16 protein-coding genes are annotated in these 22157 nt (G+C 70.2%); 8 read left to right on the forward strand and 8 right to left on the reverse strand.

Going from position 1 to position 22157, the window contains the following annotated elements; genetic code table 11:
• Positions 1-10 precede the first annotated feature (10 nt).
• Entirely contained in the window at positions 11-6610 is a 6600-nt protein-coding gene (locus tag OHU74_RS22785; protein WP_371617591.1) for a polymorphic toxin-type HINT domain-containing protein, read from the reverse strand.
• Between the two features lie 406 nt (positions 6611-7016).
• Here OHU74_RS22785 and OHU74_RS22790 point away from each other — a divergent pair, with 406 nt between their 5' ends.
• The gene (locus tag OHU74_RS22790) at positions 7017-7316 is read left to right on the forward strand and encodes a hypothetical protein (RefSeq protein WP_371617592.1); all 300 of its coding nucleotides are present in this window, start codon (positions 7017-7019) and stop codon (positions 7314-7316) included.
• A 403-nt stretch (positions 7317-7719) separates the two neighbouring features.
• On the opposite strand, the gene OHU74_RS22795 is transcribed toward OHU74_RS22790, so the two are convergent.
• Positions 7720-8826 (reverse strand): hypothetical protein, encoded by a 1107-nt coding sequence (locus tag OHU74_RS22795; RefSeq protein ID WP_371617593.1) that lies wholly within the window; start codon positions 8824-8826, stop codon positions 7720-7722.
• A 120-nt stretch (positions 8827-8946) separates the two neighbouring features.
• On the opposite strand from OHU74_RS22795, the gene OHU74_RS22800 reads away from it, so the two are divergent.
• Complete coding sequence (locus tag OHU74_RS22800) at positions 8947-10104, forward strand: cystathionine gamma-synthase (protein WP_371617594.1); 1158 nt, start codon at positions 8947-8949, stop codon at positions 10102-10104.
• 115 nt (positions 10105-10219) lie between these two features.
• On the opposite strand, the gene OHU74_RS22805 is transcribed toward OHU74_RS22800, so the two are convergent.
• From OHU74_RS22805 to OHU74_RS22815, 3 genes are read right to left on the reverse strand one after another with little or no spacing between them, the layout of a single operon-like run.
• On the reverse strand, positions 10220-10471 hold the full coding sequence (locus OHU74_RS22805; RefSeq protein ID WP_371617595.1) for a hypothetical protein: 252 nt from the start codon (positions 10469-10471) through the stop codon (positions 10220-10222).
• Entirely contained in the window at positions 10468-10962 is a 495-nt protein-coding gene (locus OHU74_RS22810) for a sigma factor-like helix-turn-helix DNA-binding protein (RefSeq protein WP_371617596.1), read from the reverse strand. Before OHU74_RS22810 ends, OHU74_RS22805 begins: the two co-directional genes overlap by 4 nt.
• Before the next feature lie 57 nt (positions 10963-11019).
• Positions 11020-11589, reverse strand: a complete 570-nt coding sequence (locus OHU74_RS22815) for a MarR family winged helix-turn-helix transcriptional regulator (protein ID WP_371617597.1) — start codon at positions 11587-11589, stop codon at positions 11020-11022.
• A 277-nt stretch (positions 11590-11866) separates the two neighbouring features.
• On the opposite strand from OHU74_RS22815, the gene ilvA reads away from it, so the two are divergent.
• The 3 genes from ilvA (at position 11867) to OHU74_RS22830 (ending at position 15176) form a co-directional block, all read left to right on the forward strand.
• Positions 11867-13099, forward strand: coding sequence for a threonine ammonia-lyase (ilvA, locus tag OHU74_RS22820; protein WP_371617598.1), 1233 nt, complete (start codon positions 11867-11869; stop codon positions 13097-13099).
• Positions 13100-13290: 191 nt separating this feature from the next.
• Positions 13291-14322 (forward strand): ATP-binding cassette domain-containing protein, encoded by a 1032-nt coding sequence (locus tag OHU74_RS22825; protein WP_371617599.1) that lies wholly within the window; start codon positions 13291-13293, stop codon positions 14320-14322.
• Positions 14319-15176: an ABC transporter permease gene (locus OHU74_RS22830; protein WP_371617600.1), complete on the forward strand. Its 858-nt coding sequence runs from the start codon at positions 14319-14321 to the stop codon at positions 15174-15176. Before OHU74_RS22825 ends, OHU74_RS22830 begins: the two co-directional genes overlap by 4 nt.
• Positions 15177-15247: 71 nt before the next feature.
• On the opposite strand, the gene greA is transcribed toward OHU74_RS22830, so the two are convergent.
• Both greA and OHU74_RS22840 read right to left on the reverse strand, forming a co-directional pair.
• Positions 15248-15745, reverse strand: coding sequence for a transcription elongation factor GreA (gene greA / locus OHU74_RS22835; RefSeq protein WP_371617601.1), 498 nt, complete (start codon positions 15743-15745; stop codon positions 15248-15250).
• Positions 15746-15996: 251 nt separating this feature from the next.
• Positions 15997-16410, reverse strand: coding sequence for a DUF4307 domain-containing protein (locus tag OHU74_RS22840; protein WP_371617602.1), 414 nt, complete (start codon positions 16408-16410; stop codon positions 15997-15999).
• Positions 16411-16560: 150 nt separating this feature from the next.
• On the opposite strand from OHU74_RS22840, the gene OHU74_RS22845 reads away from it, so the two are divergent.
• Genes OHU74_RS22845 through OHU74_RS22855 form a run of 3 tightly spaced genes read left to right on the forward strand, consistent with a single transcriptional unit; the run spans position 16561 to position 18685 of the window.
• Positions 16561-17586 (forward strand): RNA-guided endonuclease InsQ/TnpB family protein, encoded by a 1026-nt coding sequence (locus OHU74_RS22845; protein ID WP_371617603.1) that lies wholly within the window; start codon positions 16561-16563, stop codon positions 17584-17586.
• A complete protein-coding gene (gene mca, locus OHU74_RS22850) occupies positions 17583-18464 on the forward strand; it encodes a mycothiol conjugate amidase Mca (protein ID WP_371617604.1) in 882 nt (293 codons plus the stop codon). Before OHU74_RS22845 ends, mca begins: the two co-directional genes overlap by 4 nt.
• Before the next feature lie 2 nt (positions 18465-18466).
• Positions 18467-18685 (forward strand): hypothetical protein, encoded by a 219-nt coding sequence (locus OHU74_RS22855; protein WP_371617605.1) that lies wholly within the window; start codon positions 18467-18469, stop codon positions 18683-18685.
• Positions 18686-18780: 95 nt separating this feature from the next.
• Here OHU74_RS22855 and OHU74_RS22860 read toward each other — a convergent pair whose 3' ends face one another.
• Positions 18781-22050, reverse strand: a complete 3270-nt coding sequence (locus tag OHU74_RS22860; protein ID WP_371617606.1) for a tetratricopeptide repeat protein — start codon at positions 22048-22050, stop codon at positions 18781-18783.
• Positions 22051-22157: the final 107 nt, after the last annotated feature.

A 22157-nucleotide genomic window follows, 5' to 3' on the forward strand; every position in this document is an offset into this window, starting at 1 on the left:
AGCCCTCCGCTTAGTCAAAGAGCCTAAGGACGTCGGAATTGAATATTGTCCCGAGCGCCTGGAACGCCCCGCGCCCGTATCTGATTTCGCACGAGGAGCAGATTTTGACCTGCTTGAGTTCTGTCGGCGCCTTCCTTGGGCGCACTGCCGAGGTGAAGACTATCTTGCTCGGATCGCCCCCAAGTGCGCCCACCAGGCACGCCTCGGCGCATGCACCATTAAACGCGTTTGCGGCGGCTGCGAACTGCCTTGTCTCCGTGTTGTATCCAGCCGTGACTACCGCAGGTCGCTTGTTGGTGGGCATGGCTCCGACTTCCCGCGCGAAGCGATCCCTTTCGCCTTGCGCTGCTGTCAGAAGGTCATCGTCCGAGAGCCCGGAGCCGTCCTGCGGAGTGCTCGTTTTGCAGTTGTGCACGAGGACCGGGGTGGCGCCTGCGAGCACGTAGTAGGTGTGGAAGTCGTCGACGGTGAGGTTGTGGGTGGTGACGGCGTAGGGGTAGTTGTGCGTTGCCGTGACCGTGAGGGTGGTGCCGTTGGGCTGGCGGAGTTGTTCGCCTGCGTTGAGTTCGCCGGCGTCGACCCACTGGTGGCGGGTTTCGCTCCAGTAGGGGTGGTGGTAGGTGGAGGTGATCTTCGCCGGCGGGCCGCGGGGGGCTGCCTCGTCGGTGAGGGTGAGGTCGGTGAAGTCCTTGTCGTCGGGGGTGGTGATGGTGGTGGTGACGGTCTTGGGGCGGGTTTCGCCGGTCTGCGGGTCGGTGGCCATGACCACGTCGCCGTCCTTGACGTCCTCGATGGACTTGGCCGTGCCGTCGGCCATCAGGACCTGGACGCCTGTGGGGAAGCTGTTGCACTCGATCTCAGCTGCGGGGGTGTCGCCCCCGCTGTTCTTCGCGGCGTCGGCTTCGTCTGCTGCGGCTTTGGCCTCGGTTCCCGCGCTGTCGCTGGCGGATTCCTTGGCGGCTTTCTCCGATGCCGATTTGGCTGCCTTTTCCTCGGCGGCGCGGGCTTCCTTGAACGCCTTCTTGGCGGTGCTGTAGGCCTCCGCGGCCTTTGCGGCTCCGCGTTCGGCCTCGTGGATGGCGTCGTAGGCCTTGTTTACTTCTTTGTAGATCTTGAAGGCCTTGATGCCGATCTTGACGGCCTTGAAGAGCTTGCCCCAGGGGACGAAGTTCAGGGCCGTGTTGATGCAGGCCATGACGTCGCCCTTGGTGAAGCAGTCCCGGGCGTCGTTGTATCCGATCAGGTCGCCGACGATGTCGATGACTTCGTCAATGAGGTGGTCGCGCTTCTTTTTGGCCTCATTGACCTTCTTCGTGGATTCCTGCACATCTGTGTCGGGCGGGCCGTCGTCGGACTTTCCGGGGTGCTTCGCGTACCAGTCCGGGTCGTACGAGGAGCCGAGGTCCGTGCCGTTGCTGCCCGAGCAGTACCCGGCTCCGAAGCAGCTCTCCAGACCCGACGAGTCCGACTTGTTGACGGGGTTGTTCTCGGAGTAGGCGTACGCGTTCCACTGCTGCGGGTTGTCCGCGTTGATGATCGGGTCGGGGCTGATGAAGCGGCCGGTGGTGGGGTCGTATTCGCGGGCGCCGAGGAGGGTGAGGCCGGTGGCCTTCTCCTTGGTGCCGCCGACGAAGCCCTTGTCAGTGGCCCAGGCGCCGGGTGCGGGCTGGGTGCCGCGTTCGTTGCCGAACGGGTCCGACGCACGGCGGATGTGGGCGAGGTCGGAGGCCTTGAACTGGACTCCGCCGGTGCCGTGGTGGTCCGAGCTCTGATAGGTGAGCGTGGAGCCGCTGGCGGTGCTGGTTGAGCGGGTGATGGAGAGGCCGCCGGGGGCCCCGTAGGTACGGACGTTGGAGACCTTGCCGCTGGCGGTGTCCAGGGTGATCTGGTCGGTGCCGAGGTTGAGGGTGGTGCTGGTGGGGTCGCGGCGGATGAGCTGGTTGCCGCCGGTGTCGTAGAGGTAGCTGGTGCCGGCGCTCTCACCGGTGCCGACGATCTTGTCGAGCTTGCCCTGGCCGTTCCAGGTCAGGGCCTTGGTACCGGCGGTGGTGGTGATGCCGGCGGTGTTGCCTGTCGCGTCGTAGGTATAGGAGGTGACCTTGGTGCCCGCGGTGCTGGTTTCCGTGGAGGTCATCAGCGCGTGCGGGCCGCCCGTGCCGCCGCCCGTCTTCGGGTCGGAGGACGGGGCGTTGGGGCCGGTGCCGAAGGTCTGGGTGACCGTCGTGTCCTTGGCGGCGTTGCCGGTGACGTCCTTCTTGACCAGCTTCTTGCGGTTGCCGAGGTTGTCGTAGGTGTACTGCTGCCAGTACGGAGCCGGGCCGCCCACGCTGGGCTTGCCGGCGCCGTCGACGGCCGGGCCGGTGGCATTGGTGCAGCCACCGATACCGCGCACGCTGGGCTGGGGGGCCGTGGTCTGGGTACCTGTGTCGGTCCAGGCCTGGGTCAGGCGCCCGAGGTAGTCGTGGGTGAAGCACTGCAGGTCACGGGCCGTGCCGTCCTGGGTGTCGCCGATCGAGGTGAGATCGCCGGCCTGGTTGTAGGTGTAGTCCAGGACGTCGACGCTCGCGGTCGCGGCGGTCTGCTTGTCCAGGGTCGAGCGGACCGGATGGCCGCTGCCGGCGTCGTAGTCGGTCGTGGTGACGACCTGCATGCCGGTGTCGCCCACGGTGCTGCGGATCGGCCGGCCGTAGGGGTCGTAGCGCATGTCCACGAGGTACGGGGTCTTGGCGAGACCGATCTTGCCGTTGAACGAGGTGAGGTTGCCCGCGACGTCGATACCGAAGGTCAGCGTTTCCACACCCAGGCCGGCCTTGGGAATGCCGGGAAGGGCGGTGGTCTTCAGCTGCCCGTAGGCGTCGTAGGTGTTGGTCGTCTCGTAGGTGCCGGCCAGCTCCTTCTCCGCCGTCGGGATGGTGACCTTGGTGCCGAGGGGGCGGTAGCCGCCGTCGTAACCGGTGACCTCCATGACGTAGGCGCTGCCCGTTTTGCCGCCCACGTAGCGGGTGGTGGTGTCGGGCTTGCCGAGTGCCTTGGTGTCGTAGGTGAACGCACCGACCTGCTTGGCCGGGTCGGCTGCCGTGCCCTCGTAGGTCGCGATGGTGCGGCCGAGGATGTCGGTGACGGTGGTGGCGCTCTTGAGGCGGGCGTCCGTGGTGGTGACGAGGTTCTTGGTGTCGTCGTAGACCGTGGTACCGGTGCCCGAGTCGGGGTCGGTGGTCTTCACCAGGCGGCCGAGGAGGTCGTAGGCGAAGGTCCACTCGTTGCCGGCGGAGTCCTTCCGCGACAGTTCCTGGCCCTGGGTGTTGGAGACGTAGGTCGTCTCGTCGTAGACGCCGGTGGGGGTGTTGGTCTTGTACTGGCGCAGGACGGAGGTGAGGCCGTTGGTGACGGTCGCCGTGGCGAAGCCGCCGGCCGGCGGGGTGGTGCGGGTCTCGTCCGCGCCCGGGTACTCGGTCTTGGAGCGGGACTGCTCTACACCGAACGACTGGAAGATCGACGCGGTGGTGCGGCCGAGGCCGTCGAAGACCTTGACGGTCTGGGACGGGATCTTGCTGTCGGGCTGGACCCCGCCGTTGGGCAGGAACAGCGCCGCGGACGGCGCCGCCTGGTCGGTGTAGTAGGCGGAGCTGGTCTTGGTCTGCCAGCCGTGGGAGTCGAAGAGGGCATCGGTGATCATGCGGCCGGCCACGCCCGAGGGGGTGCTGGCCTGGGTCTGACGGACCCGGCCGAGACCGTCGTAGATGGAGTAGCTGGAGGTGTAGGAGTTGTCGTTCATGAGCGCCTGGCTCAGAACGGCGGACGGCGCGTTGGTGCCGTTCATCGTGTACGAGAACTTGCGTACAGGCAGGTCCTTCGTGGAGTCCTGACCGGGCTGCCAGATCTTCACGACCCGACCCAGCGCGTCATACGTGCGCTCCGCGACGTGGCTGTTCTCGTCGGTGGTCTTCAGCGGCTGCGAACGGCCGATGTCGAGGGTGGTGACCGACTTCCAACCCAGCGGGTTGGTGTGCGTCACGGTGTTCGGCAGGGTACCCGTGGCCGGGGAGTAGGCGGTCGTGGTGACCGCGCCGCCGGGGTGGGCAGTGTCGGTGCGGACCTTGTTGGTGTTGCTGGTGACACGGCCGTACGCGTCGTACGTGGACGTGGAGTTGAGGCGGTAGACCGGCTTGCCGGTGCCGTCGTACTTCTCCAGAACCTCCGTACCCGTGCCGTCGGCGGTCGCTCCGACCTTGCCGTAGGCGAGCCCGTCGAAGTAGGAGCGGGTGTCGCCGACTGTGTTGGCCGCGGTCGGCGTCTGACCGCACACGCCGGACAGAACCAGGGTGCGGGAAGCGAGCTCCGTGACCGCCCCGGCGGGGCCGGTGGGGTACTCGAAGGAGGTGCACAGACGCTGGTCCGCACGCGAGATATCGCTGTTGTCGTCGACCTGGAGCGGGCGCGTCGTGAGCGTCTCGTCGTAGGTGGAGGTGCGTTCGCCGGTGCGCCAGGTGCCGTTGGCGAGCTTGGAGCGGGTGGTGACCTTGGCTGTGTTGACCGCGCGCGCCGTGATGGCAGGCATGCCGGCGGCCTGGTTACGGGTCGCGGTGACCGGGCCGATCCACGGAGTGGTGACCTCGTCGGAGACCACCGTCCCGCCGTCGCGGTCGTAGGTTTCGCTCTGGCGGACGAACCCGGAGAGGACCTCCTCGTCCTTGATCGTCCCGCCCTGCGCATCAGAGACGTTCACGCTGCGCTTGGAGCCGTTGGCGAGGACGTCGCCGTCCATGCCGCGCAGGTAGGTGGTGACGCTCTTGGTGCGGGGAGCTTCGGAGGCGTTGCCGTTACCGGTGCGGGTGGTGACGGTGGCGAAGCCGCGGAACTGGTCCCAGGTACGGGTCTTGGGGTCGGTGAACTCCGAGTCGTTGCGGTGCCAGGCGATGCCGCCGCCGTACTCGTAGTCCGTGACCGTGGAGACCTGGCCGCCGACCTTGTCCTGCTGGGTGACCGACTGGACGACCACCTTGTTGAACCAGTCGTTGACCGGGTCCGCGAAGGACTGGCCGGGCAGGTACCACTTGACCGGCATGCAGGCCATCGTGTTGCCGTCCTCCGAGGACGGCATCGTCCCCGCGAGACGGGAGCATTCCGGGGCCTTGTAGGCGACGTTGATCTGGCCACCGGTCTCGGTGGTGATCGTCTGAATACGCGGACGACGGTAACTCGGCGCCGAAGCGTCCGTACCATCCGGACGCCGGACCACACCATCGACGCGGTTGGGGAACTGCGTCGCCTGGAAGAAGACCTCGGGAAGCTTGATCGCGGTCTTGTTGTTGGAGCCGGTGCGCTGGATCGAGTCGATCCACAGGGTCGGGGACGTGCCGTCGCCCGGGTCCTGGAAGGACTGCTTCAGGTCGTAGGTGTCGACGATGCGGTAGGCGGTGCCCGTCCACACCTCGGTGTAGATCTGCGGGAACTTCTTCGTCGTGAAGAACGTCGGCGACAGATTCAGGCACTGCCCCGTGGCCGCGCACTCCTGGTCGATCGGAGTGTCCGGCCACGACTTGGCATTCGCCTTCACACGCTGAGCGGGATCACACGTGATCGCACCCGCGACAACGCAGCGCTCGGTGTTGGTGATCCAGATCTGGGCGGCCGGCTTGGCCGCGCCCTTCGCGGCGATCTGCTCGGGCAGGCGCTGGCCGTAGCCGATCCACGTCGGGTACGAGCCGCGCTGGTACTTCGTGGAGGTGCCGGTGCCGTTGTTCTGGCCGCCGCCCCGCCCGTAGAAGTTGTCTTCCTGCTCGTAGCGGTAGGTCACCAGGTTCTGGTGCGGGTCCACGACGTAGTCGAGGTTCCACTGCCAACCCAGCTGCTGCCACGAACCGTTCGCGGGAGTCTCCGCGCCCAGGCACTTGTCCTGACCACTGTTGAAGTACACCGGAACCGTCGAAACCGACTTGGCCTCCGGGTCGGTGCCGTCACCGCCCGGGAGGCGGTTGGAGCCGAAGTAGTACTGGGTGCCATCGGTCGTGGTGACCTTGAAACCCTCACCCTTCCAAGCAGCATTGCGCTGCCCGGTCAGACGCTCGATCTTCGTACCGTCCTCACCCTGAAGGTGATAGACACACGTCGTGTCGTCACGGACGATCTGACCCGCGTGACCCGCCAGGCTCAGGGACAGGATGTCGCCCGCCCAGCATTCGTCGCCGGACTCGGCGATTCCCGCGTCCTTGCAACCCTTGTAAGAACGGGAGATCGAGCCGGGGCTCCAGTCCCAGCCCTCACCGAAACCGGACGCCTGCGCATTCGTCGACGCCGTACGGCCATCGATCGAAGACGAGTCATAACCCAGGCCCACACTGGGACCCGGGCCGGCGATGGAGGAGGGGACCTCTACCGTGTAGCCGTAGGTGAAGTTCGCAGCGTTCGACCCCGCCTGCCACGAAGCGGAAGGCAGCAACGGGGTCGCGGTGTAGTCACCGGACGCACCAGACGGACCTGCCTCCACCGCAAGCGCAACCGCCTGCGGCGCCAGCACCTGCGGAGCCGTCGCAGGAGCCGACTGCCCGCCGGAGGACTTCAGCAGACTCGGAGCAGCTGCAGCCGTCTTCGGAGCATCGACCTCCGCCACCAGACGACCCGACGCATCCTTGTGCGACGCGACCGGCGTACGGGACGTACAGCCCGCCGCACCCGGAGTGGTCAGCGCACAGTCGGGAAGCCGCACCACACGCGCACGGTCACCCCAGTTCGCGCCAGTCGTCTTCGACCACGCCGACACATCGAAGCCGACCCGCACCTTGCCCGAAGCAGCCGAACCCGCCGCATCCGTCAGGGCGACGAGCGCACCAGCGACACCAGCCGCACGCGTCTTCGCCTCGTCCTTCACCTCAACCCGCAGCGAACCCTCACCCGAGCCGCCGGCACCGCTGGCAGGCGTGACCGCGAGCTCGGAGAGCTTCGCCGAAGGGTTCGCACCCGTGCCGGCGGAGAGCCAGACCGGCAGCTCACCAGCCTGAACGGGCTTTGCTCCAGCTATGGTCCGCGATTTGCTGGCTGAATCGAGCGGAACGGTCGCCGAGCCGGTCGGGGCCTTCGCCTTCGTATCCGGGTTCCACGGCTTGCTGGCGGGCGCCTTGGCATTGGCCGGCTTTGCATTCGAGCCCTTTACGGGCTTGGTCTGGGGTAGCGCCGTATTCGGCGGCACCCACACCTTCGGCGGCTTCGCCGCCGCTTCGGCCGCGGGCAAGCCCAGGCCGGAGATGAGCACCGCAAGCACGGCGACCATCGCGACACGTGGCCGTCTCGCGCGCACGCGCGCGAAAAGGCCACTATGACGAGTAGACAAAATCCCCCCACAAGAAACGGAGCAACTCAATCCGGAAGCGGTCGAGTTGAGATCCTGCGCACCCTAAGGAGGGGGTGGTCTATTCGTACAGGAATTTCTTAACATTTCTTTACATGATCAATATCACCTGCTGGGCAATGTCGCCCTTCATGGCATGAACTGGACACCTTGATCCAACAAACCGTTGACAGGTTTGCAGAGACTAAGGAGCGTGCGCCTGACCTCAGTTCACCCGACGCGCTGTGGTCCATCACCACTCTGGCCACCGCGCCGCTGCCCGTGCCGAGTTTCAGTCCGGCCCCCTGACCCAGCGGTACCGGACACCGAATGACGACGGCCGCCGCTCCCGCAAGGGGAGGGGCGGCCGTCGCCGTATGCCGTGAAGGGCGGGGTCAGTGCGGGAGCGTGGCCGGGGAGCCGCCGTTGGCTTCGTAGCCGGCCACCGCCAGGGCGCGGTAGACCGCGTAGGAGGCCGCCGGGTCGGGATCGGCGGACCAGGGGAGGGCGCCGACGTAGCCGTCCACGTGGCGGACCTGCTCCATCGCCTCCGCCCAGCGTTCGCCGCCGACCAGGAAGAGCAGGAGCAGGTGGCGTACGTGCGCCAGCATCGGGTCGTCGGGGCGCGCGCTGTGGACCGCGTACAGGGCGCCCTCCACCGCACGGGTCACGGCCGCGCTCTGGTGGAAGCTGCGGATCAGGACGACGTCGGGGATGTGCTCGTACAGGGCGAAGAGCGGGAGCGCCGCGAGCAGGGAGCCCTGCGGGGCGCGGGCGGCCGCGTAGTGGGTGAAGGCGTCGGCCTTCTCGCGGGAGCCGTGCCACTTCTCGCACCAGTAGTTCAGCGCGGCCAGATGGGCGCCCATGTGCTGCGGCGCCCGGTCGATGACCTTCGCCCAGAGGGCGTCGTACTCGGGCTCCGAGTAGTGCATCACCCGGGCGACCGCCAGCTCGATGATGTACGGGACCGGGTCGCCCGGGGCCAGCAGCGCGGCCTTGTGGCAGGACTCCCGGGCCTCCTCCGCGATGATCCGGACGTCGGCCTCGCTCATGCCCTCCGGACGCCGGAACATCTGCTGCGCCAGCAGCTCCGCGTGCACCTGCGCGCCGCCCGCGTCCTTCGGGGACTCCAGCCGCCACGCCTTGAGCCACTGCGCGCCGAGCCCGGGCTCCTGCGAGAGCTCCAGGGCGGCCGAACCGGCGAAGGCCTGGACGCGCTGCCAGCGCACCTCGCCCTCCTTCGGGGTGCCGGCCAGCAGCTGCGAGGCGGCCTGCCACTGCCCGGTGCGCCGGACGTTGGAGAGGGCGTCCATCAGGTCCTGGTCAGGGCCGGGGATCCGGACGTCGAGTTCCTCCTGGAGGGCGAAACCGTAGGCCGCGGGGTCGGCGGCGTCGGGGCTGCCGGGCGCGACCTGGCGCAGACCGCCCCGCCTGCGCCGAACGTACGGTCCGACGACGGCCAGAACCATGCACATCGCGATCAGGAACCACAAAATCTCCATGCCCCCAGCGAACCAGACCCACCCGCGCGAACGCGAATAGGGGAGGGGAGGAGTCCGGGAGGGCCGGGGCCGGTGTTCAAGCGAACCGCGACGGGGGTGAGCGGGCATTAGCATCGGGCCATGAGCGATGACAGCCACGAGCACCAGAGCTTCGAGACCCGTGCCATCCACGCGGGCAATACGGCGGACCCGCAGACCGGTGCGGTAGTACCGCCGATCTACCAGGTATCCACGTACAAGCAGGACGGCGTGGGCGGACTGCGCGGCGGCTACGAGTACAGCCGCAGCGGCAACCCGACCCGTACCGCGCTGGAGGAGAACCTCGCGGCGCTGGAGGGCGGCCGGCGCGGCCTCGCCTTCGCGTCCGGGCTCGCCGCCGAGGACTGCCTGCTGCGCACGCTGCTTTCCCCGGGCGACCACGTGGTCATCCCGAACGACGCCTACGGCGGCACCTTCCGGCTCTTCGCGAAGGTCGTCTCCCGCTGGGGCGTCGAGTGGTCGGTGGCGGACACCTCCGACCCGGCGTCCGTACGCGCCGCCATCACCCCGAAGACCAAGGTCATCTGGGTCGAGACCCCCTCCAACCCGCTCCTGGGCATCACCGACATCGCCCTGGTCGCCGACATCGCGCGGACGGCCGGCGCCAAGCTGGTCGTGGACAACACCTTCGCGTCCCCCTACCTCCAGCAGCCCCTCGCGCTCGGCGCGGACGTGGTCGTGCACTCGCTGACCAAGTACATGGGCGGCCACTCCGACGTCGTGGGCGGCGCGCTCGTCGCCGCCGACGAGGCGCTCGGCGAGGAACTGGCCTACCACCAGAACGCGATGGGCGCCGTGGCCGGCCCCTTCGACTCGTGGATCGTGCTGCGCGGCATCAAGACGCTGGCCGTGCGCATGGACCGGCACGCGGAGAACGCGGGCAAGGTCGTCGAGCTGCTGACCCGCCACCCCAAGGTCCACAAGGTCCTCTACCCGGGCCTGCCCGAGCACCCGGGCCACGAGGTCGCCGCCAAGCAGATGCGCAACTTCGGCGGCATGATCTCCTTCCAGGTCGTCGGTGGCGAGCAGGCGGCGGTCGACCTCTGCGCCCGCACCAAGATCTTCACCCTGGCCGAGTCCCTCGGCGGCGTCGAGTCCCTCATCGAGCACCCGGGCCGCATGACCCACGCCTCGGTGGCCGGCTCGGCCCTGGAGGTCCCGGCGGACCTGGTCCGGCTGTCGGTCGGCATCGAGAACGCGGACGACCTGGTGGCGGACCTGACCCAGGCGCTGGGCTGACCGGCACCGACCGTCCGGTGACAGCCCGCTGATCACCCGCTGAACGCCTCCTCCGCCCCCGTTGCCGCCCGGCACCGGGGGCGGAGTCGTCCGCGGGGCCGGGCCGCCCACCCGCCTACCAGGGCGGCGAGACCTCGCTCGAGGGGGCCGTCCAGGTCCAGGCGTGCGTCAGCGAAGCCCAGACCACGAAGGCCACCACCGCCGCGAACAGCAGGGTCCAGCCGATCCGGCGCCGGACCAGGCGCCGCCGCAGCAGCCGGTCCCCGCGCGCGGCGGCTCCCGACGCCAGATCGGTCGGCACCGTCGGGTACGGACCCTCCAGCAGCCGCCTGACCTGGGCTTCCTTGGGGTCCGGGCGGCTGCTCATGCGGCACCTGCCGCAGCCGAACCGGCGGAGCGAGTGGTTCCAGGGGTCCCGGTGCCCGGGCCCTTGCGCAGCTCGGCCACGGCCCGCGCGCAGAGCGCCCGTACCCGCTCGGGCGGCAGCCCCAGCTGCGCCGCCGTGACCTCCTCCGCGAGCCCCTCGTAGAGCCGCAGCACCAGCACGAGCCGCTCCAGCGGGCTCAGCCGGCCGAGCACCCCGGCGCCGCCGTGGTGGCGGCGGCCGGTGCGGGCGAAGGCGGCGCACAGCTCCTGGCGGGTGTAGTCGTACGGGTCGTCCCCGCGCAGCCTGCGCCAGTTCGCGTACGTACGGGCCAGCGCGCCCCCGAGGAGTCCGCGCGCGGCGGGGGCGTCGGCCGCACCGGACGGGCCGGTGCCGGGTTCCGCCGTGAGCAGGATCGCGACGCGCAGGAGCCGCCCCGCCGCACCGGCGACGAAGGCTTCGAATTCGGCGTAGGGGCCCGGCCCGTGGTCCACAATCCACATAGTGCGGCCAGCGGGACCACCCCGGTCAAGGGGTCGGGAGTACTTGGATCAGGAGGCGGGTCCGGCCGCGGAAGCCGGGTCGGCGCCCGCGTCGGGGCCCGCCTCGGAAGCCGCCGACATCAGCTCGGACAGCGAGACGTTGAATCGGGTCAGCAGAGCGGTGAACGCCTCGCGCTCCGCCTCGTCCCAGCCGTCCGTCACCCGGGCCATCAGCTCGCGCCGCGAGGAGCGGACCTCCTCCAGCCGCGCCAGCCCGCGCGGGGACAGCGCGAGCACCACGGCCCGCCCGTCCTCGGGGTGCGAGGCCCGCTTGACCAGACCGCTGTCGACGAGGGGCGCGACCTGGCGGGTGACGGTGGAGGAGTCGATGCCCATGCCGCCGGCGAGCGCCTTGACGCCCATCGGGCCTTCCAGGTCGAGCCGGTTGAGCAGCAGGTACGCGGCCCGGTCCATGGAGTTGCGGGCCTGGCCGACCCCGCCCAGGCGGGTCTGCTCGGCGCGCCGGGCGAAGACCGCCACCTGGTGCTGGAGCGCGTCGAGGAGACCGGCTTCGGCGGGCGCGCCGGCGGGCGCGCAGGGCTGCGCGGGCAGGTCGGAACTGGCCGAGGTGGAGGGCATGGCCGTGGGCTCTCTTCGCTGGGGCCGACAAGGATGGGGGACAGAGTACGCGGCCGTGCGGCGGCTCGTACTCCGCGTACGAGAACTGATACGGCCGCTGCGCGGGCCCGGCTGCGGGCCGTCCAGGATGGCCTGATTTCACCCGTCCAGGCACCCAAAGGCAGCCCTGTCCGCAGCCTTCGGCGGACACGTCCGCAGCGGCGGACGGACCTGTCGTGGCGCGTGGCCGGGTCCCCGGCCACGCGCCGCGATCCGTGCGGGCTGCGAGACTGACCGCATGAACTACCGCGTGCCGCAGCCCGTCCCGCAGGTCATCCTCGACGACGTCCGGGGGGCCCAGAAGATGCTCTCGGGCGTCTCCCGGGTGACCGCGATGGAGGGCAGCCGGTACCTCTCCTCCCTCACCGGATCCCCGGTCCACCTCAAGTGCGAGAACCTCCAGCGCACCGGCTCCTTCAAGCTGCGCGGCGCCTACGTCCGCATCGCCGGCCTGCGCCCCGAGCAGCGCGCCGCCGGGGTGGTCGCCGCCAGCGCAGGGAACCACGCGCAGGGCGTGGCCCTGGCCTCCTCCCTGCTCGGGGTCCGCTCGACGGTCTTCATGCCGGTCGGGGCGCCGCTGCCGAAGGTGGCGGCCACCCAGGACTACGGCGCCGAGGTGCGCCTGCACGGGCAGGTGGTGGACGAGACCCTCGCGGCCGCCCAGGAGTACGCGGACCGTACGGGGGCGGTGTTCATCCACCCCTTCGACCACCACGACATCATCGCCGGGCAGGGCACGGTCGGCCTGGAGATCCTGGAGCAGTGCCCCGAGGTGCGCACCATCCTGGTCGGCATCGGCGGCGGCGGGCTCGCGGCCGGTGTGGCGGTCGCGGTCAAGGCGCTGCGGCCGGACGTCCGGGTGGTCGGGGTCCAGGCGGCCGGCGCGGCCGCGTACCCGCCCTCGCTGAAGGTCGGGCACCCGGTGTCGATCGAGAACCCGAACACGATGGCGGACGGCATCAAGGTGGGACGGCCCGGCGACGTCCCCTTCAAAATCATCGGCGAACTCGTCGACGACGTGCGTACGGTGTCGGAGGACGCGCTCTCCAGCGCCCTGCTGCTCTGCCTGGAGCGGGCGAAGATGGTGGTCGAGCCGGCCGGGTGCAGCCCGGTGGCCGCGCTGCTGAGCGAACCCGAACTGTACGGGGACGGCCCGGTCGTCGCCGTCCTGTCGGGCGGCAACATCGATCCGCTGCTCCTGCAGCGGATCCTGCGCCACGGCATGGCCGCGGCCGGCCGCTACCTGTCGCTGCGGCTGCGCGTGACCGACCGCCCGGGGGCGCTGGCCGGTCTGCTGGGGGTGTTGTCGGTGGTGGATGCGAACGTGCTGGACGTGAGCCACGTACGGACCGACCCGCGGCTGGGGCTCACGGAGGTGGAGGTGGAGCTGCACCTGGAGACGAAGGGGCCGAAGCACTGCGCGGAGGTCGCCCGTTCGCTGCACAGCGCGGGGTACAAGGTCATGAGCTAGCCAGGGCTACGGCCTGGGCCAGGGCCTGTCGGCGGATTCCCGCCCGCCCGCACCACCCGTAGCGGAAACGCGATATGACGCGATAGCGTTCGCCCGATCGGCGGCGGCCGGGCGAGGGACGCTCACCGCCCCTAGGATTTGCGTAGGAATGTAACGATTCTGCTGGCCCCATCCGCACTGGGAGCATTCATATGCCAGGCGCTATCTACGCCGAAGGTCTGGTCAAGACCTTCGGCGACGTACGGGCTCTGGACGGCGTGGACCTGGACGTCCCCGAAGGCACCGTCCTCGGTCTGCTCGGCCCGAACGGAGCGGGCAAGACCACGACCGTGCGCGTCCTGACCACCCTCCTCCAGCCCGACAGCGGCAAGGCGGTCGTCGCGGGCATCGACGTGCTCAAGCACCCCAACGAAGTGCGGCGCGCGATAGGCCTGTCGGGCCAGTTCGCCGCAGTCGACGAGTACCTGACCGGCCGCGAGAACCTCCAAATGGTCGGCCAGCTCTACCAGATGAGCGCCAAGGCGGCGAAGGCCCGTGCCGCCGAACTGCTCGAGCGGTTCAACCTCGGCGACGCCGCCGACCGCACGGCCAAGACCTACTCCGGCGGCATGCGCCGGCGCCTCGACCTCGCGGCGGCCCTCGTCGTGAGCCCGCCCGTGATGTTCATGGACGAGCCCACCACCGGCCTCGACCCGCGCAACCGGCAGGCGCTGTGGGCGATCATCCAGGAGCTCGTCGCGGGCGGCACCACCCTGCTGCTCACCACGCAGTACCTGGAGGAGGCCGACCACCTCGCGCACGACATCTGCGTGGTCGACCACGGAAAGGTCATCGCGCGCGGCACCTCCGACCAGCTCAAGGCCCAGACGGGCGGCGAGCGCGTCGAGGTGGTCGTGCACGAGCGCGAGCACATGGCGCAGGCCCGTGAGGTCCTCGCCGGCTTCGGCAAGGGCGAGACCACCGTCGAGGAACACACCCGCAAGCTGACCGTGCCGGTCTCCGGCGGCGCCAAGCTGCTCGCCGAGGTCATCCGCGAGCTCGACGGGCGCGGCATCGAGATCGACGACATCGGCCTGCGCCGTCCCACCCTGGACGACGTGTTCATCTCCCTGACCGGCCACGCCGCGGAGCTCGCGGACGCCGACGCGGAGGACGGCGTTCCGTCCGCCGACGCCAAGGGTGGCCGCAAGGCCCGTAAGGCGAGCAAGGAGACGGTGAAATGACCCTCACCTCCACGACCCCGGAGCTGGTGGCGCCCCGCCCGCGCGGCGGCATCGTCCAGGGGGTCAAGGACTCCCTGGTCATGGCCAAGCGGAACCTGATCCGGATGTCCCGCATCCCCGAGATGATCATCTTCGGCGTGATCCAGCCGGTGATGTTCGTCGTCCTGTTCAGCTACGTCTTCGGCGGCTCCATAGCCGTCGGCGGCAACACCTCGCCCGCCGCCTACCGCGAGTTCCTGATGGCGGGCATCTTCGCCCAGACGGTCACCTTCGCCACGGCCGGCGCGGGCGCGGGCATCGCGGACGACATGCACAAGGGCCTCATCGACCGCTTCCGCTCCCTGCCCATGGCCCGGGGCGCGGTACTGACCGGCCGCACCCTCGCCGACCTCGTCCAGACCACCCTCACGCTCGTCGTCCTGGCGATCGTGGCGCTGATCGTCGGCTGGCGCACCCACACCAACCTCGGCGAGGTCCTGGCCGGCTTCGCCCTGCTGCTCCTGCTCGGGTACGCGTTCTCCTGGATCGGCGCCCTGATCGGCCTGTCGGTGCGCACCCCGGAGGCGGCCACCTCGGGCGGGCTGATCTGGCTCTTCCCGCTGACGTTCATCTCGAACGCCTTCGTCCCCTCCCAGAACATGCCGGGCTTCCTGCGGCACATCGCGGAGTGGAACCCCTTCAGCGCCACCGTCCAGGCCTCGCGCCAGCTCTTCGGCAACCTGCCCGAGGGCTATCCGGTCCCCGAAGCCTGGCCGATGCAGCACCCGGTCATCGCGTCCGTCCTCTGGTCGGTCCTGATCATCGTGCTCTTCCGAACCCTGGCGGTGCGCAAGTACCGCTCGGCAACGGCTTAGGCGGAACCCACGGGAAGCACTTCGCCCCGCCGAGCAGCTGCTCGGCGGGGCGAATTCGCAAAGGGGGGTGATCAGCCGGTGAAGGGCTTGACGTCGAGGATCTTGACCGAGGCGTGCTTGCCGTTGGGCAGCTCGTACTGGGCGTCCTCGCCGATCTTCTTGCCCATCACGCCGGTGCCCAGCGGGGACTGCGGGGAGTAGGTCTCGAAGTCCGAGGACGCGTACTCGCGCGAGGCCAGCAGGAACTCCATGGTGTCGTTCTCGTCGCCGTCGAAAGCGATCTTGACGAGCGTGCCGGGGGCCACCACGCCCTCCGAGGCGGGGGCCGTGCCGACCTTGGCCTTCTCCAGGAGCTGCGTGAGCTGGCGGATGCGGAGCTCCTGCTTGCCCTGCTCCTCCTTGGCCGCGTGGTAACCGCCGTTCTCGCGGAGGTCGCCCTCCTCGCGGGCCGCGGCGATCTTGATCGTGATCTCCGTGCGGGCGGGACCAGAGAGGTACTCCAGCTCTGCTGTCAGCTGGTCGTACGCCGCCTGGGTCAGCCAGGTGACGCTCTCGCTCGTCTGGGTCACGGGTGCTCCTCGTCGGTACAGGGACTACAAAGCCGCCAGCGGCGGACGAAACCACGAGCCTAACAATTCGGGAAGAAAAGGGGGAGGACACCAAGCGTGTGAAGTACGTCAGGGCCCCCGGCCGGGCGGGGGCGAGGCCGGACTGGGCCGGACGGGGCCGGAGGTAACCGGAAGGAACGACTCCACCACCCGGCGTGTTGCCCGCGCCGGGGGACCGGGCCAGCCGGGGAAAGGCTCAGCCGGGGAAAGGTTCAGTTCGCGGTGCCCGCGGCCCGGCAGCCGATCAGGTCGATCATCGTGGCGCGGCCGGTGGTCTTCAGCGTCACCATCTCGTCCACGCGCTTGTCCTTCTGCGCGAACGTGAAGTCGGCCCGGCCCACCTCGCCGTGGTTCACGTCCTGCGAGCTGAGCGTGCACACCCCGGTGACCGAGGCGTCCTTGCGCACCTCCAGGTGCACCTCGACCGCGTTGTCCGAGACCACCTGGTACTTGATGACCTCGGCGCTGACGCTCTGACCGGCGACGTAGTCCCAGCCGATCCAGCCGACCACGCCCAGCAGGCCGATCCCGAGGACCGATCCCACGATCTTGAGCTTCCGGTCCGCACGCTCGTCCGCCGACCGGCCGTAACGGCCCTCGGGCAGTCCCTCGCGCACCGCGCTCATTGATCGTTCCCTTCGAGACGGGCGAACCACGGAAATCCCAGCCCGGGGAGGGCGGTCCCGCCATCGTAGACGCGCAGTACCCCGGTTCTCTTCGCCCTGCCGTGATCTGCGCTTTCCGGCATTGTCAGTGGGCTCGGTTAGGTTGATCGCATGACGGCACTGCAGGAGAAGGAGGAGTGCGGTCCGGCCCGGCTGGACAGGATGCTGACTGAAGCCCGCAACCGCAACACCTGGTTGGGTGACGGCAGTAGCGTTCCGCAGCAGCAGTTGGTGCGGGACTTCGGGAAGTCCCGCACCAAAGCCTTGAAAGACATCAAGGCCCGGTTGCCGATTCGGCAGCGGGCGGGAATGCCCAAGTACAAGAAGAAGGCCAAGACCGATCCGAGCCTGAACTACACCCGGCGCGGTTTCCGGATCAAGGACGGCCGCCTGCACCTGGCGGGCGGCATCAGCCTGACCGTGGTGTGGTCCCGCGCACTTCCGGCGGCCCCGTCGAGCGTGCGGATCTACCGCGACACCCTCGGGCACTGGTATGCGTCCTTCGTCGTCCCCACCGAAGCCCAGCCCCTCCCGGGAACGGGCGCGGTGATCGGCATCGACTGGGGCGTGAAGGAGACCGCGACCACCACCAGCGACACCCACGACCTCCAGCACGCCGAGCACGGCAAGAAGGTGGCCCGGCAACGCCAGGACGGCGCCCGAAAGTGGGCCAAGACGGTCGTCCGCGACCACGACACCCTCGCTGTGGAGGACTTCCGCCCGAAGTTCCTCGCCAAGTCCGCCATGGCGCGTAAAGCGGCCGACGCCGCGATCTCCACCACTAAGCGTGAGCTGATCAACATGGCTCGCAAGCACGGGCGTATCGTGCACATGGTCCATCCCGCGCACACCACGATGGACTGCGCGCAGTGCGGAGCGAGAACCAAGCACGCACTGCCTCTCTCGGAACGTACCTACACCTGCACCGTGTGTGGAGCTGTGTCCCCCAGGGACAAGAATTCCGCCCGCGTGATGCTGGTCCGGGCTGGTCTCAACCCGGCTGGTGCTGATCGTGTAAGAGCTGAGGGGCCGCAGGCCCACAGCCAACGTGAGCCAGGAATCCCCGGCCCTCAGGATCGGGGAGGATTCAATATAGAAGGCGCCAGCCCTGACGACTCAAAGAGGATCCTGTCTTGACCGAGCAGCTTCGACTGATGGCCGTCCATGCCCACCCCGACGACGAGTCGAGCAAGGGCGCGGCCACCATGGCCAAGTACGTGTCCGAGGGGGTGTCCGTCCTGGTGGTGACCTGCACCGGCGGCGAGCGCGGCTCCGTCCTCAATCCCAAGCTCCAGGGCGACAAGTACATCGAGGAGAACATCCACGAGGTCCGCGCCAAGGAGATGGACGAGGCCCGCGAGATCCTCGGCGTCGACCAGGAGTGGCTGGGGTACGTCGACTCCGGGCTTCCCGAGGGCGACCCGCTGCCGCCGCTGCCCGAGGGCTGCTTCGCGCTGGCCGACGTGGACGAGGCCGCCGGCGAGCTGGTGAAGAAGATCCGCGCCTTCAAGCCGCAGGTCGTCACCACGTACGACGAGAACGGCGGCTACCCGCACCCCGACCACATCATGACCCACCAGATCTCCATGGTGGCCTTCGAGCACGCCTCCGACACCGAGAAGTACCCGGAGGCCGAGTTCGGCCCGGCCTACCAGCCGCAGAAGCTCTACTACAACCAGGGCTTCAACAAGCCGCGCACCGTCGCCCTGCACGAGGCGCTGCTCTCCCGCGGCATGGAGTCCCCCTACGCGGAGTGGCTGGAGCGGTGGAAGGAGTTCGAGCGCAAGGAGCGGACCCTGACCACCCACATCCCCTGCGCCGAGTTCTTCGAGATCCGCGACAAGGCCCTCATCGCGCACGCGACGCAGATCGACCCGGACGGCGGCTGGTTCCGCGTCCCGATGGAGATCCAGAAGGAGGTCTGGCCGACCGAGGAGTACGAGCTGGCGAAGTCGCTCGTGGACACTTCCCTCCCCGAGTCCGACCTCTTCGCGGGCATCCGGGAGAATGCGTAGCTATGAGCGCTACGCAGGCAGCAATCGCCCAGCTCCTCCCGCTGGCCGGAGACACCTTCGACAAGAACAAGGTGACCCCCGGAATCCTGGGCTTCATCGTGTTCGCGGCCCTCGCCCTCGGGGTGTGGGGCCTGATGAAGTCGATGAGCCGGCACATGGGCCGGGTCGACTTCAAGGAAGCCCCGGAGCCCACCCCGGCGGAGGGCACGCGCGCCCCGTAGGGGCCCGCCCGTACGTACGGTCCTTCGCGCGACCGCCGTCCCACCCGCAGACCGGTGGGACGGCGGACCTTCGCGCGCGTGGTCGCCGGCGCGCCCTACTCGGCCGCCAGCGGCACCGGGATCCCCATGATCTCCCGCGAGTGCAGGTTCGGCACCAGCGACAGCCGCCACGCCTGCCAGCCCTCCGCCGGGTCGACTCCGCGCGCCAGGATCACCGCGTAGGTCTCCAGGCAGTCCTCCAGCCGCCCGTCCCGCATCGGGTGCGGGGCCGCCGAGAGGCGGGCCAGCTCCGTGCGTGCCTCGTCGGGCGCGCCCGGGACCGCGTAGGGCAGGAGCGTGCAGCGCAGGAACCGCGCCCAGTCCTCCCCGCGCCGGTCCCCGTAGGAGATGAACAGCCGGACGGCCTCCTCGCACAGGTCGAGCGCCTGCGCGGTGCGCCCGTTGCCCGCGTCCACGATCGCCAGCTCCACGCAGGTCCACGCCTCCCCGTGCGCCAGCCCGATCCGCCGGAAGTCCGCCCGCGCGTCCACCAGCAGCTGGCGGGCGAAGCCGGAGTTGCGCAGGTTGCCCGTCTGCGCCGCCCGCTGGTCGCGCGTCACCCGGCCCGAGTGGTGGCGGGCGTGCGCCAGCCCGTACACGTCGCGCATCCGGGAGAACATCGTGCGGGCCCGCTCCAGCTCCCGCACCGCCCGGTCCCGCTCCCCGGCCTCCTCCAGCGCCTGCCCCAGGTAGTACAGGGTCCACGCCTCGCCGCGCGCGTCCTCCGCCTCCCGGTGGCGGGCCAGCGCGTCGCGCAGCCGCTCCAGGGCCGGCCCCGGATCCCCGTCGACCACCCGGGCCCGGCCGAGCTGGGTCAGCGCCCAGGCCTGGCCGCGGTCGTCGCGGGTGCGCCCGTACAGCTCCAGCGCCAGGCGCAGCTCCGCCTCCGCGCGCTCCACCTGGCCCAGGCGCAGGTGGACCTGGCCGAGCTGGAAGTGCGCCCAGGCCTCGCCGTGCACGCTCCCGCTCTCCCGGTGCAGCACCAGGGACTCGCGCAGCAGCCGCAGGGCCTCCACGAGGTGCGCGCGGTCGCGTTCGACGGCTCCGAGCGCGTGCAACCCCCACGCGCGGTCGCCCGCGAGCTCGTCGGAGGCCTGCAGGACCAGGGCCTCGCGGATGCGCGCCGAGGCCTCCGGGAGATTGCCCTGGTGGTGCAGGGTGATACCCAGCGAGACCAGTGCCATGCCCGCGCCGGCCTCCTGGTGGGCCTCCATGTACTGGTCGACCAGCGAGGTCAGGGTGGTGCGGGACTTGTCGAGCTCGCCGAGCTGGCGCGCCGCGATACCGGTGCGCCACTGCACCGAGCGGACCAGCAGCCCCTGGTCGACGGCCTGGGTCAGCTCGTTGATCTCGCCGAGCCGGTACAGGTCCCCGCGCAGCAGGCAGAAGTCGCAGAGCGCGCCCAGCAGGTCCAGTACCGCCTGCTGGTCCACGCCCTCCGAGTGACGCAGGGCCGCCGTGATGAAGCTGGACTCGTCGTCCAGCCAGCGCAGCGCCGCGTCCAGGGAGGCGAAGCCGTGGCCGCCAACCGTGCTCGACTTCGACAGGGCGTTGGCGCGCGTGGACATCTTTCCGTCGACCATCCGGATCACCGAGTCGGCGAGCTGCGCGTACGTGCGGATCAGCCGCTCGTGGGCCGCCGCGGCCCCGGCCCGGTCCTCGTCGGCCGCCAGCCGCGCCGCCGCGTGGGCGCGCACCGCGTCGTGCATCCGGAACCGGTCCCCGCGTACGTGGTCCAGCAGGCCCGCCTGCGCCAGCTCGCGCAGCAGCCGCCCGGCCTCCACCTGTTCCGCGTCGATCAGCGCCGCCGCGGCCGCCGCCCCGAGCGAGGCCCGGCCGGCCAGGGTGAGGCGGCGCAGCAGGCGGCGCCGTTCCTCGGGCAGGGCGGCGTAGGCCAGGTCGAGGGCGGAGTCCAGGGTGCCGTCGGCCGTCCGCGCGTCCGGGGCGCTCGCCGTGTCCCCGGCGCTCTCGTCGTCCCCGTCGCTCCGGCCGGCCCCGAGGGGGGCCAGGACGCGCAGCGCGAGCGGCAGTCCGGCGCCGAGCGCGAGCAGCTCCCGTACGGTCTCCTCCCCGTACGGGGCTTCGCGGGCGCCCGCCCGGACCAGCTCGGCCCCGGCCTCCTGGGCCAGCCGGGTCACCGGCACCTGGTGCACCCAGGCCGCCAGGTCCGCCGGCAGCTCCAGCGGCTCCCGCGCCGTGACCAGGACCAGGCTCTCGGAGCGCTCGGGCACGAGCATCCGTACCTGCGCGGCGTCGACGGCATCGTCCAGGACCACCGTCACAGGGGTGCCCTGCAGGTGCTGGTGGTACAACTCGCCCAGCCTGCGCACCTGTTGCTCCGCCGAGGAACCCTCGCGGAAGAGCAGCTGCTCACGGGGGGCGCCGAGCCGGTTCATCAGGTGCAGCAGCGCCTCGCGGGTGGGCAGCGGGGTCTCGGCGGCCCCGCCGCCGCGCAGGTCCACCACGCAGGCGCCCTTGAACTGGTCCCGCAGTGCGTGCGCCGCGTGCAGCGCCAGCGTGGTGCGGCCCACCCCCGGCTCGCCGTGCAGCACCACGACCACCGGCCGGGTCTCGGTGCTGGCGCGGGCCGTCTGCACCCACTGGGCGATCCGGGCCAGCTCCGCCCGACGGCCCGTGAACAGGCCCTCCAACTCCGGGAGTTGCGCGAAGGACTGCTCCAGCACCGCCCGCCGCCGCGCCTCGGCGCTGCGGTTGGCCCCGCGCAGCGGGAGGCCGCCGCCGCCGTTCCCGTTCGCCTTGGGGAGGGGGGTGATGGCCTGGGCGGCGTTCTTGGCCACCTTGCGCTGCTGCTCCAGGAAGGGGCGTATCCCGCGCACCTCCAGCGCCGACAGCCACTGGAGCTTCAGCTGCTCCGCCCCGCCGGGCCGCCCCAGCTCCCCGGCGCGCCGGTTCGCGGCGGGCAGGTGCAGGGCGGTCACCTTGGCCACGGTGGCCGTCGCCCCGGCCACGCCGACGACGGCCCCGGCGGTCAGCGCGGTGCCGGCGGCCACCCCGAAGGCCAGGTCGGCTCCGACGGCCGAGGCGGCGGCAACGGCCGTCACCAGCAGGGCCGTCGAGAGGTTCGCCCGCCGGAAGGCCTCGCCGAGCGACTCCTCGCCGGCCGCCGCTTCGTCCAGGGCGCGCACGTACGCCTCGTACTCGGGGGCCGCGCTCGCGGCGAGCGAGTCCAGCGCCTCCCGGCCGCGTGCGAGCAGCGCCGCCCGGGCCTCGGGGGTCCCGGCCGCCCCGGCGGCCCCCCGCCGGGCCTCGTCGTCCACGGCCCGCCCCAGCAGCCGCTCGGCCTCAACGCGATGGCTGTCCCGCATCGGCATCCCCCTCAGAGAGCTCCGGCAACGTGCGCCAAGTGTCCGCCGGGACGGGCGCGAGCGCGAGGGAATCTGAGCTAGTTCAGAGGGAGTTGGCGTGCAATTGG

Origin of the sequence: Streptomyces sp. NBC_00454 (assembly GCF_041434015.1) — a bacterium.
Lineage (GTDB): Bacteria > Actinomycetota > Actinomycetes > Streptomycetales > Streptomycetaceae > Streptomyces.

What these genes read in the sequence shown, in the direction of transcription:
- OHU74_RS22815 (WP_371617597.1), bottom strand. Translation starts at nt 11,589, where the DNA reads ATGCCCTCCACCTCGGCCAGTTCCGACCTGCCCGCGCAGCCCTGCGCG.
- OHU74_RS22860 (WP_371617606.1), bottom strand. Translation starts at nt 22,050, where the DNA reads ATGCGGGACAGCCATCGCGTTGAGGCCGAGCGGCTGCTGGGGCGGGCC.
- OHU74_RS22800 (WP_371617594.1), top strand. Translation starts at nt 8,947, where the DNA reads ATGAGCGATGACAGCCACGAGCACCAGAGCTTCGAGACCCGTGCCATC.
- OHU74_RS22855 (WP_371617605.1), top strand. Translation starts at nt 18,467, where the DNA reads ATGAGCGCTACGCAGGCAGCAATCGCCCAGCTCCTCCCGCTGGCCGGA.
- OHU74_RS22825 (WP_371617599.1), top strand. Translation starts at nt 13,291, where the DNA reads ATGCCAGGCGCTATCTACGCCGAAGGTCTGGTCAAGACCTTCGGCGAC.
- OHU74_RS22795 (WP_371617593.1), bottom strand. Translation starts at nt 8,826, where the DNA reads ATGGAGATTTTGTGGTTCCTGATCGCGATGTGCATGGTTCTGGCCGTC.
- OHU74_RS22845 (WP_371617603.1), top strand. Translation starts at nt 16,561, where the DNA reads ATGACGGCACTGCAGGAGAAGGAGGAGTGCGGTCCGGCCCGGCTGGAC.
- ilvA (WP_371617598.1), top strand. Translation starts at nt 11,867, where the DNA reads ATGAACTACCGCGTGCCGCAGCCCGTCCCGCAGGTCATCCTCGACGAC.
- OHU74_RS22840 (WP_371617602.1), bottom strand. Translation starts at nt 16,410, where the DNA reads ATGAGCGCGGTGCGCGAGGGACTGCCCGAGGGCCGTTACGGCCGGTCG.
- OHU74_RS22790 (WP_371617592.1), top strand. Translation starts at nt 7,017, where the DNA reads ATGGTCCGCGATTTGCTGGCTGAATCGAGCGGAACGGTCGCCGAGCCG.
- OHU74_RS22805 (WP_371617595.1), bottom strand. Translation starts at nt 10,471, where the DNA reads ATGAGCAGCCGCCCGGACCCCAAGGAAGCCCAGGTCAGGCGGCTGCTG.
- OHU74_RS22830 (WP_371617600.1), top strand. Translation starts at nt 14,319, where the DNA reads ATGACCCTCACCTCCACGACCCCGGAGCTGGTGGCGCCCCGCCCGCGC.